At 70.9% G+C, this 14400-nt stretch carries 15 protein-coding genes; 2 read left to right on the forward strand and 13 right to left on the reverse strand.

The genetic code is table 11. The annotated features are described in order from the left end of the window. The 13 genes from DM816_RS32790 to DM816_RS32850 form a co-directional block, all read right to left on the reverse strand. The coding region (locus DM816_RS32790) for a MarR family transcriptional regulator (RefSeq protein ID WP_483964165.1) at nt 1-763 on the reverse strand (763 nt) is incomplete at its 3' end. A 208-nt stretch (nt 764-971) separates the two neighbouring features. Then, complete coding sequence (locus tag DM816_RS32795; RefSeq protein ID WP_117214357.1) at nt 972-1211, reverse strand: hypothetical protein; 240 nt, start codon at nt 1209-1211, stop codon at nt 972-974. Nucleotides 1212-1241: 30 nt separating this feature from the next. Continuing rightward, on the reverse strand, nt 1242-1523 hold the full coding sequence (locus DM816_RS32800) for a hypothetical protein (RefSeq protein WP_117214358.1): 282 nt from the start codon (nt 1521-1523) through the stop codon (nt 1242-1244). Continuing rightward, entirely contained in the window at nt 1520-2005 is a 486-nt protein-coding gene (locus DM816_RS32805; protein WP_117214359.1) for a hypothetical protein, read from the reverse strand. The genes DM816_RS32800 and DM816_RS32805 overlap by 4 nt, the downstream gene beginning before the upstream one ends. An 11-nt stretch (nt 2006-2016) precedes the next feature. After that, the gene (locus tag DM816_RS32810; RefSeq protein ID WP_117214360.1) at nt 2017-2751 is read right to left on the reverse strand and encodes a hypothetical protein; all 735 of its coding nucleotides are present in this window, start codon (nt 2749-2751) and stop codon (nt 2017-2019) included. A 99-nt stretch (nt 2752-2850) separates the two neighbouring features. After that, complete coding sequence (locus tag DM816_RS32815) at nt 2851-3552, reverse strand: hypothetical protein (protein ID WP_117214361.1); 702 nt, start codon at nt 3550-3552, stop codon at nt 2851-2853. Between the two features lie 305 nt (nt 3553-3857). Then, entirely contained in the window at nt 3858-4736 is an 879-nt protein-coding gene (locus DM816_RS32820; RefSeq protein WP_117214362.1) for a replication-relaxation family protein, read from the reverse strand. Between the two features lie 213 nt (nt 4737-4949). Next, nucleotides 4950-7421 (reverse strand): type IV secretion system DNA-binding domain-containing protein, encoded by a 2472-nt coding sequence (locus tag DM816_RS32825; RefSeq protein WP_117214363.1) that lies wholly within the window; start codon nt 7419-7421, stop codon nt 4950-4952. Beyond that, on the reverse strand, nt 7421-9193 hold the full coding sequence (locus DM816_RS32830; RefSeq protein ID WP_425455300.1) for a VirB4 family type IV secretion system protein: 1773 nt from the start codon (nt 9191-9193) through the stop codon (nt 7421-7423). The genes DM816_RS32825 and DM816_RS32830 overlap by 1 nt, the downstream gene beginning before the upstream one ends. Beyond that, nucleotides 9190-10083: a PrgI family protein gene (locus DM816_RS32835; protein WP_117214364.1), complete on the reverse strand. Its 894-nt coding sequence runs from the start codon at nt 10081-10083 to the stop codon at nt 9190-9192. Before DM816_RS32835 ends, DM816_RS32830 begins: the two co-directional genes overlap by 4 nt. Continuing rightward, on the reverse strand, nt 10083-10976 hold the full coding sequence (locus tag DM816_RS32840) for a TrbL/VirB6 family protein (RefSeq protein ID WP_117214365.1): 894 nt from the start codon (nt 10974-10976) through the stop codon (nt 10083-10085). The genes DM816_RS32835 and DM816_RS32840 overlap by 1 nt, the downstream gene beginning before the upstream one ends. A gap of 11 nt (nt 10977-10987) precedes the next feature. Further along, nucleotides 10988-11284 (reverse strand): pilin, encoded by a 297-nt coding sequence (locus DM816_RS32845; RefSeq protein WP_117214366.1) that lies wholly within the window; start codon nt 11282-11284, stop codon nt 10988-10990. A gap of 467 nt (nt 11285-11751) precedes the next feature. Beyond that, nucleotides 11752-12525: a hypothetical protein gene (locus tag DM816_RS32850; RefSeq protein WP_117214367.1), complete on the reverse strand. Its 774-nt coding sequence runs from the start codon at nt 12523-12525 to the stop codon at nt 11752-11754. 255 nt (nt 12526-12780) lie between these two features. Here DM816_RS32850 and DM816_RS32855 point away from each other — a divergent pair, with 255 nt between their 5' ends. Continuing rightward, nucleotides 12781-13347, forward strand: a complete 567-nt coding sequence (locus DM816_RS32855) for a hypothetical protein (protein WP_246002492.1) — start codon at nt 12781-12783, stop codon at nt 13345-13347. Continuing rightward, the gene (locus DM816_RS32860) at nt 13340-14182 is read left to right on the forward strand and encodes a TRM11 family SAM-dependent methyltransferase (RefSeq protein WP_117214368.1); all 843 of its coding nucleotides are present in this window, start codon (nt 13340-13342) and stop codon (nt 14180-14182) included. Before DM816_RS32855 ends, DM816_RS32860 begins: the two co-directional genes overlap by 8 nt. Nucleotides 14183-14400: the final 218 nt, after the last annotated feature.

The raw sequence follows: 14400 nt of genomic DNA on the forward strand, positions 1-14400 counted from the left end.
GGTCCACCTCGCTGGCCTTGCCGGGGCCGGGCTGCCACCGCTCCGGGGTGCCCGCCTCGGCGTCGGCCGGGATGCGGCGGGCGGCGTCGCCCTGCTCCATCGCCTGCAGCAGGCGGGCCACGACACCGGGGTTGAACCCGCACGCTTCGGCGATCTCGTCGATCGTGGCGCCGTCCGGGTAGTCACCGAGCACCCCGGCGACCGCCAGGACCTTGCGGTCGGCGGGCGGCTTGGGCCGGGCGGGAACCTGCTCGGTCTCGGCGTCGGAGTCGCCCGTGTCGTCGGCCGGCTCGCCGGAGCCGCCGTCGCCGTCCTCGTTGTCCTGGCCGTCCGCTGGGTTGTCCTCGGCGGCCGGGTCCGTGGCGTCGTTGCCCAGGTCGGTGTCCGGGTCAAGCGGCTGGCCCTGCTGGTCGACCTGGCTTGGGTCGGTGCCCTCGGACGGGTCGCCTTCGGCGAGGCCGACTGTCTCGTCCGCCGTGACGTCGGCGCCCGAATCCGCTTCCGCGTCGGTCACGCGGTCGGCGTCGGTCACGGTGTCGGCGTCGGTCGCCTCGGCCGCCGGGGCGACGATGGTCCAGCGGGCCGGGTTGCCGTCGCCGGGGTCGGTCTCGGTGATCAGTGCGGCCTCGGCCAGCTCCTTGATCGCCTTGTCGGTGACCCGTGCGGACTTGCCGGTCTTCTCCCGGATCTCGGCCACGGTGCCCTGCCCGATTTCGGTGAGGGCGTCGAGCACCTGCTGGGCGCTGGTGGACAGGTCGTGCATGGGGATGTCCCCTCTCTTGGGTTGGTGGTGCGTGGTGCGGCTCGGCACGTCGTTGTGCCGGGCCGGTGGTGCGCCGGGCCGCGCGCAGCCGTCATCGCGGCACGCGCCGATGGCGGTGCCGTGCAGGGCGGTGCGGGAAGGTGTGGCCCGGTGGCCTAGAAGTCGGCCGCGCCTCGGTGGCGGGCGCTGGCCGGTTGTCGGCTGCCTGCTATGGGATCTGGTGGCAGAAGCAGCCGCAGTGTGGCGGGTGCTCGGCCCCGCCGACGGTGCGCAGCCGGTACTGGCACGGGCACCTGGCGTCCCGGACGAGGCGGGCCAGGAATTCCAGCTGGCGCAGCGCGGTCCGCATGGCCTCGCCGTCGAACCCGGTCGGTGGCTGACGCTGGTCCCATCGGCAGCGGTAGCCGGGCACGATCTCGATCCAGATCTGCCAGCTGCCGGGCAGCATGATGTTGAACGTGATGCCGGGCGGCTCGAGCTAGGACACGGTGGTCGAGGCCAGGGCGTCGCGGAACCGGCGGGCGATGCCGAGGTGCCGGTTGCGTACCGGGTCGGTGATCCGGCCCAGTTCGACCTCGTACAGCCAGATCGCGAAGGCGTCTTTGGCGTTGATCGCCGAGGTCTGCCACGTGGTGCTGCACAGGTGCCGGAAGTACGGGTTACCGGGCCACTGGCTGCCCTGGTGCAGGTGGGTGACGGCCGGGCAGTCGTCGGCGTGACCGAACCTGTGGCCGCAGGCCGGGCACGGTGGCCGGATCATCCGTGGCCGCCTTCGGGCGTAAGGATGTAGAGCCGGTCCGAGTCCGGGTCGCGGTGGATTCCGGCGTCTTCGTGACCGAGGCGCAGCTGCCCAGGACCGACCGTGAGGTCGAGTTCGGCGTCGACGGCGGTGACGTGGACGCGGGTGCGCCGCCCGGCCAGGTGGGCTCGGCGGCAGTGCTCGGTGTCGGGCAGGACGACCAGGATCGTGTCGCCGGGGTTCACGTAGCGGCGGCGAGGCAGCCCGCTCGTCACGTCGCCGGGTTGCGCTTCGGCCTGACCGCGGGCGTCGCAGTAGTCCTCGGCCAGCTTCGTGATGCCGGCCAGGGGCTCGGCGAGCGCCGTGTCGGCGGGCCGGTGCAGGTCATCGCCGTTGATGAGCAGGGTGCGCAGCTCGTCGACAGCGACCAGCAGGCGGCGGCGGATCTGTTCGAGGCGGACGTGGGCGGGGCTGGGCGGTGATACCGGGTCTCGTGGGTGCATGAGCGTTGCTCCTATCGGGCGAGGTCGGCCAGTTCGGTTTCGGTGAGCTGTTCGGGGCGGCGGTTGCGCCATGCGGCGGAGTGCCGCAAGGCCCACCAGCGCAGCAGCGTGCGGCAGGCGGTCACAAGGTCGTCCTGGGGTGGCAGTTCGTAGGCCAGGCCGCCGCCGAGGTAGCGGCGTTCTGGGTTGCTGTGTGCGGTCGGCTTCCACCCGTCGCCGTGTTCGGTGACTTCGCCGACGAGCCTTGCGGCGTAAGGGATCGCGAATGCGGCGGCGGCCTCGGCGTCCGGGGACACCAGCCACGTGGCCTCGTCGAGGCGGCGCAGCGTCGCGACGCCGAAGGCCGGGTCGCCGGGGCGCAGCAGCAGATGCTGCTCGTCCTTGCCGGGCTCGGGCTGGCGGTGCGTGTGCCACGCGTCGTAGGTGTCCAGGAGCAGCTGCTCCAGCAGGACGCGCCGTCCGATCTGGTCGAGCAGGTCGGTGGCGGTCCGGTCCAGGCGGCTGGGCGGGATGCTGCCGTGCCGGGCGGTCGCCTGTCGAAGGCTGTCGGCCTGCTGGCCGAGGGTCGCCAGGAGCTGGTCGAGCCGTGCGGCGTTGTCGTTGAACCGCAGGGTGACCGTGTGCAGCAGGGTGGCGAGGACGCCGGTGGGGCCGGGTGTGGCGGTGTCGTGCCGCCACAGGTGCTCGGGCCACACGTCGCCGGTCTCGGCCGCGATGCGCCGCAGCGCGGGATCGGACAGGAACACGAGGAATCTCCTTTCAGGGGGCGGGTTTCGGGTATGCCGAAGGCCGGTCGCAGCCCAGCGGGCTGTGACCGGTCCTTCAGGCGGTTGTTGATTGAGGTGTTAGGAGATGACGACGGCGCACAGCCGGGCGGCCGAGCGCAGGCTGCGTAGGTAGCGGGTGGCGTCGTTGAGGAACCGCAGCCGGTCGGCCATCGACGGGCTGGCAGGCTCCATCAGGCGCCCATCGGTGGTGATCAGCGCGTCTCCGACGAGGGCGATGCGCCAGTGCAGGTTGACGTAGGTGGCCTCGTCGGCCTGGTACACGGCCAGCTCGTAGGGGTCGAAGGTGTAGGCGCCGGCGTAGCCGAGCATGGCCAGCACGCGGGGCTGGTTCTCGAAACGGCGGCGGGCCTCGGCGAGGCTGACCTTGGCTGGGTCGGCGTGGTGCTGGGCGAGGAAGTCCTCCCAGGTGCGTGCGGGCCGGGTGGTGGCGGCGATGTGGTTGCAGAAGGCGCGGTAGCGCAGCCGGGCCTCGTTGGCGGCCTTGGCGGCGGTGCCGTTGAGGTCCAGGCGGCCTTTGCGGCCTCCGGCGGCCAGCGTGATCGCGCCGAACTTGCGGGCGGCGTCGAGCAGGAAGTACCCGAACCAGCGGGTGATCCAGCCGATCAGCTTGCGGTGCCGGACGTGGTAGCGGCGGGCCGGGGTGCCGTTGGCGGCCATGAGGTCGTTGACGATCTCGGAGGCGGAGAACCAATCGGCGTCGGTGCCGGGGGCGAAGCAGACGGTGACGACACGGTCGGTCGTCGGGATGTTGGTGGGCATGGCAAGGTGCTCCCTTCGCGAAGGAGTGGATGTTGGTGCGTGGTGCCACCGGATCGCGGCCGTCGTGCCGGAGGGTGCTGCCAGTGGTGCGCGGCGGTGGATCACGGAGCCGACCAGTGGTGGGCTATGGGTGATCCCGCTGGCGCGGGCAGGTCCGGGAAGGACGGGGCGGCGGTGCGAGCAAAGAAGAAAAGAAAACTGGGAGCACCGTAGCTTCGTGACCTGACAGCGCCACCTCTGTCAGGTTCACCGATCATGCCCTTGACCTGCGGTGTCAGGTTGGCCGCGTGGCCGGACAGGTTCTGTCAGGAAGCCGGTTTCGGCCCGAGGACGAGAACACCGTTGCTGTAGTTCGGATTGTCGGCACCGGGGGGACCGTGGAAGGTGGGCAGCTGCTCCAGGCGTACCCGGTCGTGGCCGTCGCCGGGCAGCCAGACCGCCTCGGCCGGGTTGGTGTCGTGGGTGGCGGTCGCGGTGAGCACGTCGGCGTACTCAGTGCGCAGCAGCCGGTGCAGGTGCTCCTCGCGGGTGGAGCTGGCCAGCCAGAACAGCACCGGATAGCGAGGGCCGCCATTGGCGGGCACCTTGCGGTAGGTCTCGAGTTTGGCGATGACCCGGGTCAGCGGTTCGCTGCCGGTGTCGGCCTCCAGCCAGAACCCGACCGTGCGCTCGCCAACCGTCCACAGGCCGTGCCCATCCGGGCGGACCAAAATCCTGGTCTGGAACGGCTTGATGGCCGCCTCGGACCACCAGCGCACGAGGGTGGCGGCCGGGTGCCAGCGGTCGTGCTCGGCCAGCCGGACGAAGAACTCGTTGACGGTGAGCAGGTGCTGCAGGCGCGGGTTGGCCGACAGCCGGGCGATGTGCTGGCTGCTCGCGCGGGCGGTGGGCTCCGCTTCGCCGCGGGCGGCGGCCTGGAACCGCTGGCCTTCGTGGCCGAGGACCCAGTGGTAGGGGTCGGTGCCGCCGCCCGGCCGAGCGAACCGGAACCGGTCCAGCAGGCCGAGGCCGAGAAGCTCGGACAGGCGGTGACGGCAGGTACGCGGTGAGTGGAAGAACAGCCTGGTGATGTGGTCGGTGGTCAGGACCTGGTGGTCGTCGAGCAGTTGAAGGATCTTGCGGTCGCGGCTGGTGATGTGCGGGTAGATGGCCAGCAGGCCATGAGCGGATCGCGTGAGCGTCATAAGGCATCACCCCTGGTGTGGAGAGGAGTCCCGGTAGGGAGTCTGGATGAGTGGATCTTGTTTCTGGGCCCTGCATGTGCCGGTGTATGGCCTGGTCAGGCACCTGACAGGGGGTGGAGGGCTGGCTCCGCTGGGGGCTCCGATCGTGAACACCCCCAGCGGAGCCCCCGGTGCAGCCGTCCGGGGCATCCCCGGCGGCCTCGGTGATCCGGGTCAGTCGGTGCCGTTCATGCGCTGCCGGGTCGCCTTGCGGGCCACCCGCTGCATCGGCGGTTCCTCACCGGGCGGCACGTGGGCGGCGGCGACCTCCTGGCGGATCGCGGTCGCCTCGCCGACGATTGGCGCCGGTGGGTTGGTGGTGAAAGTGAACGCGGGCAGCTCCCGGTTGCCGACCAGCAGCCTGGCTGCCGCCGTGTAGATGTCGAGATGCGCCAGGTCGTGGTCGTCGAGTTCCGGCTTGGTGTGCCGCGACAGTTCCCGAGCATCGCTCGGGTCCACGTTGAACACGATCTTCGACCTCGCGTTGGCAGACAGCGCAGCGGCCGTCTCCTTGGGCAGCTGAGCCAGATCCTGGTGCGCCAGCACCAGCCCGAGGCGATATCCCCGCGCCTCGGCGAGCATGTCGTCGACACTGCCCGGGAGCGTGAGGAAGTTGTGCGCCTCATCAACGTATAGACAGGCGTCTTTTCGCTGGTCTTCGGGGATCGCGGCGCGGGCGATGGCGGCCTGCCACACCCTCGCGACGATCAGTGATCCGAGGATGCGGCTGGTTTCCTCACCGAGCTGGCCTTTGGGCAGCCGGCACAGCAGCGCTCCGCCGTCGAGGATGTCGCCCATGCGAAACGAGCTGGTGGCGTTGCCGATCACCGACTTGACGAAATCGCGCAGCAGGAACTGGCGTAGCCGGGCGAGTACCGGGGCGATGACCTGGCCCCGGAAGTTCTCGTTGATCGAGTCGTACCAGGTCCAGAACCCGGCCAGGCCGTCCGGGTCGTCCAGGCCCACGGTGTAGCGGCCCCGGAAGGTGCGATCCGACAGCAGCGGCGGCACCAGGCTCAGCGTCGACCCGGCGTGACGCATCAGCGTCAGGCAGGCCACGCGCAGGGTGTCGTCCATACGCGGACCCCACTGCCGCTGGAAGATCTTCGCGAAGATCCCGACGAGATTGTCCACGGCCAGGTGTGGATCGTTGGTGTCCTCCAAGGGGTTGAAGTGACCGGGGTTCTCCTGGTCTGGATCGATGAGTACGATCCGCTTCGCGTGACTGGCCGGGAGCCGGTCGAGGACGTCGGTGATCAGGTCACCGCGCGGGTCGATGACCACCGTCCCTCGGCCCGCCTTGATGTCCCCGACGATCATGTTCAGCAGCAGGGTGGACTTGCCGACGCCGGTCTTGCCGATGATGTGCATGTGCTGCCGGGCGTCGACCACGTTCAGGCCGACGCTGTGGTTGCCGATCTGCGAGCGGCCCAGCACCTTGACTCCGCGGCCCCCGGAGGGAACCTGCACCGGCGCCGGCATCGCCTTGGCCCGAGCCCGGTCCAGGCCCGGCACCGCCAAGTCCTGCGGCAGACCGGCCAGCGCCGCGAGCTCCGGCACTGTAGCGAGGAACCCGCGCCGTAGCCTTCGGCCCGCCAGGCTCGCGACCGGGGCGGGCATCTTCATGCGCCGCAACCGGTTCGGACCGGTGTACGCCGCCGCAGCCGCCGCCAGAGTGTGGCCGAGTCCGGCCAGCCGGGCGTGGATCTGCTTGGCCCGCTCCGCGTCCGGCGGACGCGGCTCCGGGTCCATGGCGACCGCGTACCGGATCGCGATCTCGAAGTGCGGCACCTTCACCGCCTTCTCGACCACCGTGCGCGCGTCGGCCGTCGCTACGGGGTCGCGGACCTCGGCCCGCACGGTCGCGTGGGTGCTTGTGCGAGAACGGGTCGCCGGGCCGGGGATGAACACCTCGACCAGCCACAGAATCGGCTCGATCAACGCGCGGGCCAGCCCGGAAACAGTCCGGGCGGCCACATCGGGCCGCCCGGAGGGGTTCGCGCTGGTTGCCGCCGATCTTCGCGCCAGCCTGACGCGCCGCGCGGTGGCCGGTCGCGCCAGGACTTGGACGCAGGCGTGCTCGCGGTGGTGCACCTCGGCACCGGCCGCGAACAGCGCCCGCAGCGGGTCGGCGTCGTGCTCGGTGCGCAGCGGCAAGATGTCAGCCTGCTGGGGCCAGTGCGCCCCGCCGACCTGATCGGCTACCTCCAGCGGCACCGGCCGCCCGGCGTCGGTGACTTCGACGGTCGCGGCGGGCCACGCCGCCCGCACCGCTGCTTCGACCGCGCCGGGCGGGATCGTGCCGGGTACCCAGATGCGGATGTTGAGCTGGCGGCCGGTCCAGGTGTACTCCCACGCCACGTGCGGGATGCCGAACACCCGCCGCCGCCACACCGAAGGCGTCAGGACACCGACGAGAGTGGTCCAGAACGCCGCCGCCGACTCCGGGGTGACCTCGGGCGGGGCGGCGACGGTCACCCACCGGGCACCGGTGGCGAACCGCTGGTGCCGCCAGTTGAGCAGCTGGTCGCGGCCGAACACGGCGGCGACCACGACAGCGGCGGCGACGAAAGCCAGCCACGGGCGGGCCGAAACCCACGCCCACGCCTCGGGCAGGATCGCGGGAATCGTTGGGGTGGTTGACATCAGTCGGCCTCCCCGATCCCGGTCACGGCCAATTTGTGCTCGTTTCCCGAGGCCAGGCTTCGGAAGGGCACCCGGTTGCGGCCAGCAACCAATAGACCCTCGCCTCTGGCTGCTGAGAGCAGCATCCGCGATTCGCCGCCGGTGAGGCTGAATGCTTCGGCCACCGCGTCGATGGACTGGGTGGACTGGCGCATCAGCACCTGCGTGGCGGCGTTGCTGACCACGGCGAGGCCGAGGTCGGTGGACAGCACGTCGGCGGCGTCCTGCGTGATCACACACAACCCGGCCGACCGCTTGCGGGCGGCCTTGGCCATGCGGAACAGGAACCGCGCGCCTTCGCCGTCGCGCATCAGCAGCCACGCCTCATCGACGACGACAAGACGCCGCCGCCGGCCCTGCCGAGGCGACGCTCCGCGCGGGGCGGGGGTGTCGATCCCGGACCAGATCGAGTCCAGGGCCAGCAGGGTGCCGACGGTGCGCAGCTCGTCGGGCAGGTGCCGCAAGCTCCACACGACCAGGTGCCCTTCGGGGCGGGTGGAGGTCGGGCCGTCGAACAGCGAGCTGAAGTTGCCCGACGTCCACGGCGCGAGCCGCGCGGCCAGCTGCGCGGCGGCCGGATCGGGGTCGGCGTGCAGGGTGGCGGCCAGGTCCCGCAGCAGCGGAGCCGGTCGCCGCCAGGTGCCCGGATCGTTAGTGATCCCGGCTGCCGCGTAGGTAGCGGTGATCGCCCGGTCCAGCGCGGCACGTTCGGTCGGCGGCGGGGTCGCGCCGAGCATGACCGCGATCAGGGTGTGCAGGTACAGGCCACGCCGGGTGAGCGTGTCGGCCCGGTGATCGTCGGGCAGGTCGAGCGGGTTGATGCGTACGCCGGGCTGGCCGAGCTGCACGACGGTGCCGCCGACGTGCTCGGCCAGGACCGCGTACTCGTCCTCCGGGTCGATCACCGACACGTCCACGCCCTGATACAGGCTGCGCAGCACTTCCAGCTTGACGAAGTACGACTTCCCGGCACCAGACCGCGCCAGGACAACCGAGTTGTGGTTGTCCTGCGCCCACCGGTTCCAGATCAGCACGCCGGGCGAGGTCGTGTTTACCCCGTACAGCACGCCCTCCGGCGGCACCACGAGACCCGGTGCCGGGGCGGCGAGGTCGGCCGACGCCAACGGAAACGCCGCCGCGAGGGCGGTGGTGTCCAGGATGCGGCGCATCTTCAGCGGGTCCACGCCGACCGGCAGGGTGGCGACCCAGCCCTGCTGGTGCCGGAACGTTGCCGGGGATAGATCAAGCAGCACCGATGCGGCGGCGGACTTGACGCCCGCCGTGACGGTGGCCAGCTCGTCGAGGTCGCGGCCGTGGACGGTGACGTAGATCCCGGTGTCGAACAGCTTCGCCGCGCCCCGCGCGACGCGCTGGGCCAGATCGGCGGCGTCGTGGGCGGCGGCCTCGGTGGCCGGGTCGCCGAGGCGGCCCTGGTCTGCGTCGAGTCGCCGGGTCGATTCCAGGCGGGCGCGTTGCTTGCGCAGCATCGGTGAGGCCAGCTGCGCCGGGACCGGGGTGACGTGCACGGCGACGTCGACGCGGCCGGGGTAGGACAGCAGCGGGTCCAGCCACGCCGGGCCGACCTCCGCCGGGTAGCCGGTCACCGCGAACGTCTGCGCGTACCCGTCGCCGACCTTCACATGCGTTGGGGTGACAGACAAAGCGGCCGGGGAGGGCATCTGCTCCCTGGCCGCGACCGTCGTCTTCTTCTTGTGTGCTTTGAGTTTCATCATGTTCTCCGCAGGGTGATAGGTGTGCCGGGCACGGCCCGAGGGCCGGGCGCCGGCGGGGTGAAGGGATCGACCGCCGCCGCGAGCGCGGCGGTCACAGAAGGGCCGTCCAGCGCGACGGCCTCCACACCGAGCCCGGACAGGGCGCGGGTGGCGGTGTCGGCGGCCTGCTCGCCCGACACGACCGCCAGAACCTGGCGGCGTAGCGGGTCGCGGGAGCTGTCCAGCTCGAGCAGGAAGGTGGCGTAGTCGTCGGCCGCGGCCTGCAAGGCCGGGTGCGGCAGGCGGGGCGCGTTGTCGGCGATGGCCTGGGCGTACGGGCCGAGGTCGTGCCGGTGCGCCGAGACGACCAGCTGCGCCGGGCCGGTCAGGCTGTTGAGGAACCGGCCGAACCCATCCAGCAGCCCGGCCTGTTCATCGCCGGTACGCAGGTGGATGTTGGTGGTGCCGCAGGCGATCACCACCCGGTTGACGCCCTCGCTGGTCAGCACCCCGGTTGGGCTGATCGCGGTCGCCGGGGAGCGCAGCGGTGCGGGCAACACCGGCTTTCCGGCCACCGCGGCGACCGAGGTCGCCCGAGGCTGGCCGGGGGCGAGGGTGCGGGGCGTGCGGGTGAGCATGAAGCCGTGCTTGAGCCACACGTCCAGCGGCAGACCGTCACGGCGACCGAGCGCGATCACCACCGTGACCGCGGCGACCGGGAGGCCGAGGATCAGCCACACCAGCGGCGGCAGCAGGTCGCCGTAGGTGCGGTAGAGACCGAACCCGGCGAAGCCGACGCCGCCGAGGATGGCCAGCTGCCGGAACGTCAAACCGAACGCGATGCGATCCGCCTCAGCGACGTTGGCGGGTACGGCCGCGCGGGGCGGCGGGTCGGAACTGTTGGTGGACATCATCTACCTCTCACGAAGGGCAGGCGGCGGGCGACCGTCTGGATCGCCACCGAGCGCAGGATCAAAGCGGCCATGTTGACGCCGCCCTTGTGGGTGACGTACTTGCGCATCAGGCCGGGGATCTTGACCGTGGTCCACAGCACGACCACGACCAGCAGCAGGTTGATCACGTTGGAGCCAGGCAGCCCGAGCAGCACCGGCAGGCTGGAGTTCGGGTCGATCAGCAGTTGGATGCCGGTGCTGAAGGCGATGGCCTGCAAGACGGCCGTGCCCAGGCAGCTGAGCACCGAGCGCCACCACAGGGCGGCGACCGGCTGGGTGTAGGGCAGGCAGTAGCAGGCCAGCGCGACCGGGGCGAGCCCGGCCAGGATGACCAGGACGCCGACGCGCACGATCCAGCCGAACAGCAGCGCGAAGAACAGGAACACGATCAGCAGCCCGATGATCAGGGCGAGGATCGCTGTGCCCTCGTCCGTCAGCGCGGAGGCCACATGGGTCTTGGCCATCGTCAGGGCTTGGTTGGTCGGCGCGGCGGTACCGACCATCGACACGGTCAGCGCGTTGGCGACCTCGATCAGCACCGAGCACAGCGGGACCGCGAAGTTGGACAGGATGAACCCCACCACCAGGCGGGGCACGAGTTCCTTGACGCAGTAACGGGTTTCGACGCTGCCGCCGACCATGACGGTGATCCCGGCGACGATGACGGCCAGGATGTAGCAGGCGTTGACGACCAGCGCGGACTTGCCCGCGATGGTCTGCACCTGCGGCAGGACGGTGACGTCCGGGGACAGGAACACCGAGGAGGTCAGGAAGGCCAACAGGCCGCTGAGAAGGTCGACGACCCTCTCAGCGAGCCAGTTGACCAGGCCGTTCATCAGCCAGTCGACCATGACGGCCGTCCTCAGCCGCCGAGGATGCTCTGCAGCACCGACAGCACGACGGGTGCCAACACGGCCAGGGCGTAGCCGATCAGCGCGGACTTGAAGTTGCCCTTGGCCTGTTCGACCTGGGCGGGGTCGCCTCCGGCGGCCATGTACCGCAGGCCGCCGATGACCAGGAACATCGTGGCGACCAGCGCCAGGATGCCCATGATCCAGCCGGTGATGCCGGAGATGACCTCGCCGATGGACTTCGGGGCCGCCAGCGGCTGCGGGGCAGCGGCGGCCAGGTCAGCCAGAACAGAGAAAGTGGTTTGCATTGCGGGGCTCCACAAGTGGCGTGGGGCCGCCGCGGTGAGGACTGACCACAAAGGACTGTCGCGGGGTGCGGTGGGGGCGCTCCTCCCTTGCAGGTTGCGAAGGGCTCGATGTCAGTACGCCGTCGCCGATGCCATGCCGGTCCGCGAGAATCCTTGTGGCCGCTGGTGTCCTCACCGGGCGGGCATGCCGTGGATGGCATGCACCGCCCAGATCTCGGCTGTCAGGTCAGATGAACTCGCCGCCAACCTGTCTGGACCTGTCTCGACCTGACCAGACCTGACAACCGTTGCCCCGCAACGCTTTCTGTCACGTCAGACGGAGGCCCAGCGTGCTGTTCAGGAGTCGGGCTGCGTGGCTGTCCACCTGCCGCGGCATCAACCTGCGCTGACGAGTCCTGGACAGCAGAAAGGCGTGGCCGGGCTCGAAAGCCCTGCCACGCCTCGATTCCGGCCTTGCTGCGCGGGTGTTACGCAGCGGCGGCCACGACCGGCCTGCTGCGGTGGTGCGCGAAGCGGATCGGGCCGGACAGGTCCCCAGCGAGGACGGCCTTGGCCACGGCTCGTTCCGCGCGGCGGCGCCGCATCCGAAGGGCCGGTGCGGGCACCCCGAGTTCGGTGGCCAGTTGCTCCATCAGCGCGTCACCGAAGCGGGTCTCGGCGATCAGCTGTGCCTGTGCGGCGGTGACGACGCCGGCGGCCACGGCCCGGCCGAGGATGAGCTCCGGGTGCCCGTAGGGCAGCGCCGGTGACCGCGAGCCGGTGGACAGGTCGGCGGGCAGTTCCTCGGTCGGCTCGCCTTTGATGACCGAGACGCCGGCCCGCCACGCCGACCAGCAGAACCGCAGCCACACCCGCGGCGGACCGAGCGGGGCGTGTTTGAGCGCCTGCAGGAAACCTGCCAGGAGTTCGGAGTCGATGTCGTCGGCGTGGCGCGGGGCGGCGCGGGCGATCCGGGCGGCCATGCGGGTCAGGCCCGGCAGGGCGACGCCGACCGCGCCGACTACCCATTCGGGACCCCATTCGCGGGCGTGAGCGGCCAGCTGCCGCCACACCGCGTCGGTGGTCTCCACGTAGTGCGGCTCGCCGACCAGCAGCGTGCGCAGCTCGTCGAGGGGCATCGTGCGGTTGGGCAGCCCCGGCACCGGGCGGGCGTCGAAAACCAGCGGAGCCGGTTCGCAGGTCAGCAGGCCGAAGGCGGTCTCGGCGGACGTGAGCGTCGAGGTGGTGTTGGTGGAAGGCATCGCATTTCCCTCTCGAAGAAGCGGTGCCCCGCAAGGGTTTGCGGGGCGTCGTGCTCTCCGATTGGGACAGGCCGACCTGACACCACAAGCCTCTGTCAGGTCGCGACAGGTTCGGACAGATCGTGTCAGGTTCGCGGGCTGTCAGACCCCGTTTCTGACAGGTCCGGTCAGGCGCGGGGCGGGTTCGATCGGCCTGTCAGGACGGCACTGGGTCACGTCAGAACGCCGTACCGGTCCCAGCGGGGGCCACCACGAATGACCAACACCCACCACAACGCGCCCGTCCCGGTCGGGGACGTGGTGCCCGGCGACCCGCCCGTGCCCATCACCGTCTGGCCCGTGCCCGCCCCGCGACGCGGGGAGACCATGTCCAACGCGATGGGCGTGCGGCTGGTCCACGGCTTCACCCACCCAGGAGACCTCATCATCGATCTGACCGAAGGGCCGCAGCTGGCCCGAGCCATCATCAACGCCCGGCGGCGCAGCCATCTCCAGTCCACCAAGACCGTGGGCTGGGGCAGGCAGAACGCGCCGCTGATCGTCACCGGCTGGCCGGTCGGAGCGCCCGAAGGCGAGTTCTTCGCCGCCTGCCGCGCCAAGCTCACCCCTGGTGGCTGCGTGGCGGTGCTGCTCGCCCACGGCGACCCGACCCTGCCCGCCGATGTCGTGGCCGCCGCCAAGGCGGCGCGGCTGGCGTACCTGCAGCACATCGTCGCCGCCACCGACGCCATCGTCCGCAACGGCACCGGTCAGCTGTCCATCCACACGGATGTGCTGATCCTCACCAAGGGCACCCTCGAGAGCGGGGGCACCGATGACTGAGACACTTCCGGTCACGTCGGTCTGGCTGACCTGCCAGCAACCGGCCCGTGACCAGCGAAGGGGCCGCTACGTCCCGGAGACCTCCAGTCACCCGGGCAAGATGCTGCCCAACCTGGCAGCACACGCCATCGCCTCTTACACCGCGCCCGGCGAGCTGGTATTAGACCCGATGTGCGGGTCGGGCACCACCCTGGTCGAGGCCATGCACCTTGGCCGCGACGCGCTCGGGGTGGACATCGAACCGCGGTTCACCGCCCTCGCCCACGCCAACCTCGACCTGGCCGCCAGCCAGGGCGCGGCCGGCACGGCGAAGGTGTTCACCGGCGACGCCACCGGCCTGCTCGATCTGGTCCCGGCATCGGCGGTCGGCAAGGTGAGCCTCGTGCTCACCTCGCCGCCGTACGGGCGCGGGACCCACGGCCTCGTGCGGGCGACGAGTACCGGGGTACTCAAGCGGGACCACGCCTATGGGGACCGGGACCCCGGCAACCTCGCCTATGCGGGATGGTCCCGTTTGCTCGACGGGTTCGCCGAGATCCTGGCCGCGAGCTACCAGCTGCTGCGTCCCGGCGGGACCGTGGTCATCACCTGCCGCCCAGTACGCCGCAAGCCCAACGACTTCATCGACCTGCCCGGCGAGCTGCTGGCGGTCGCGAAGTCGGTCGGCCTGGTCCCGGTGGAGCGGTGCGCGGCGATGCTCGCCGCCGTCCGCGACGGGCAGATCGTGCATCGCGCCTCGATGTTTGGCCTGATGGCGGTACGTCGTGCCCGCGCCGAGGGCATCCCCGTGCACCTGGTGGCACATGAGGATGTGCTGGTGCTCCGGCGCTGCTAGCAGGGGTTTCGCGGCTTCAGGAATCCTGAACCGGCTGGCCAGCTGGGCCAGCTCGCGACCAGCAGATCATCGCATAACGGGCGGGACGTGGCTAAGCAGCCACGTCCCGCCCGCGCGTTCTCCGGCGAGCTGGCGGCGCGGTATCGCCGCCCGTGGGTCCCGTTCGGTCCCGCACCCGCCCACCGCTGTGCGGGACCAGTCCCGCTGCCGAGTCCCGC

This window comes from Allorhizocola rhizosphaerae, from assembly GCF_003426775.1.
GTDB classification, from domain to species: domain Bacteria; phylum Actinomycetota; class Actinomycetes; order Mycobacteriales; family Micromonosporaceae; genus Allorhizocola; species Allorhizocola rhizosphaerae.

What these genes read in the sequence shown, in the direction of transcription:
- DM816_RS32795 (WP_117214357.1), bottom strand. Translation starts at nt 1,211, where the DNA reads ATGCTGCCCGGCAGCTGGCAGATCTGGATCGAGATCGTGCCCGGCTAC.
- DM816_RS32800 (WP_117214358.1), bottom strand. Translation starts at nt 1,523, where the DNA reads ATGATCCGGCCACCGTGCCCGGCCTGCGGCCACAGGTTCGGTCACGCC.
- DM816_RS32805 (WP_117214359.1), bottom strand. Translation starts at nt 2,005, where the DNA reads ATGCACCCACGAGACCCGGTATCACCGCCCAGCCCCGCCCACGTCCGC.
- DM816_RS32815 (WP_117214361.1), bottom strand. Translation starts at nt 3,552, where the DNA reads ATGCCCACCAACATCCCGACGACCGACCGTGTCGTCACCGTCTGCTTC.
- DM816_RS32820 (WP_117214362.1), bottom strand. Translation starts at nt 4,736, where the DNA reads ATGACGCTCACGCGATCCGCTCATGGCCTGCTGGCCATCTACCCGCAC.
- DM816_RS32825 (WP_117214363.1), bottom strand. Translation starts at nt 7,421, where the DNA reads ATGTCAACCACCCCAACGATTCCCGCGATCCTGCCCGAGGCGTGGGCG.
- DM816_RS32830 (WP_425455300.1), bottom strand. Translation starts at nt 9,193, where the DNA reads ATGATGAAACTCAAAGCACACAAGAAGAAGACGACGGTCGCGGCCAGG.
- DM816_RS32835 (WP_117214364.1), bottom strand. Translation starts at nt 10,083, where the DNA reads ATGTCCACCAACAGTTCCGACCCGCCGCCCCGCGCGGCCGTACCCGCC.
- DM816_RS32840 (WP_117214365.1), bottom strand. Translation starts at nt 10,976, where the DNA reads ATGGTCGACTGGCTGATGAACGGCCTGGTCAACTGGCTCGCTGAGAGG.
- DM816_RS32845 (WP_117214366.1), bottom strand. Translation starts at nt 11,284, where the DNA reads ATGCAAACCACTTTCTCTGTTCTGGCTGACCTGGCCGCCGCTGCCCCG.
- DM816_RS32850 (WP_117214367.1), bottom strand. Translation starts at nt 12,525, where the DNA reads ATGCCTTCCACCAACACCACCTCGACGCTCACGTCCGCCGAGACCGCC.
- DM816_RS32855 (WP_246002492.1), top strand. Translation starts at nt 12,781, where the DNA reads ATGACCAACACCCACCACAACGCGCCCGTCCCGGTCGGGGACGTGGTG.
- DM816_RS32860 (WP_117214368.1), top strand. Translation starts at nt 13,340, where the DNA reads ATGACTGAGACACTTCCGGTCACGTCGGTCTGGCTGACCTGCCAGCAA.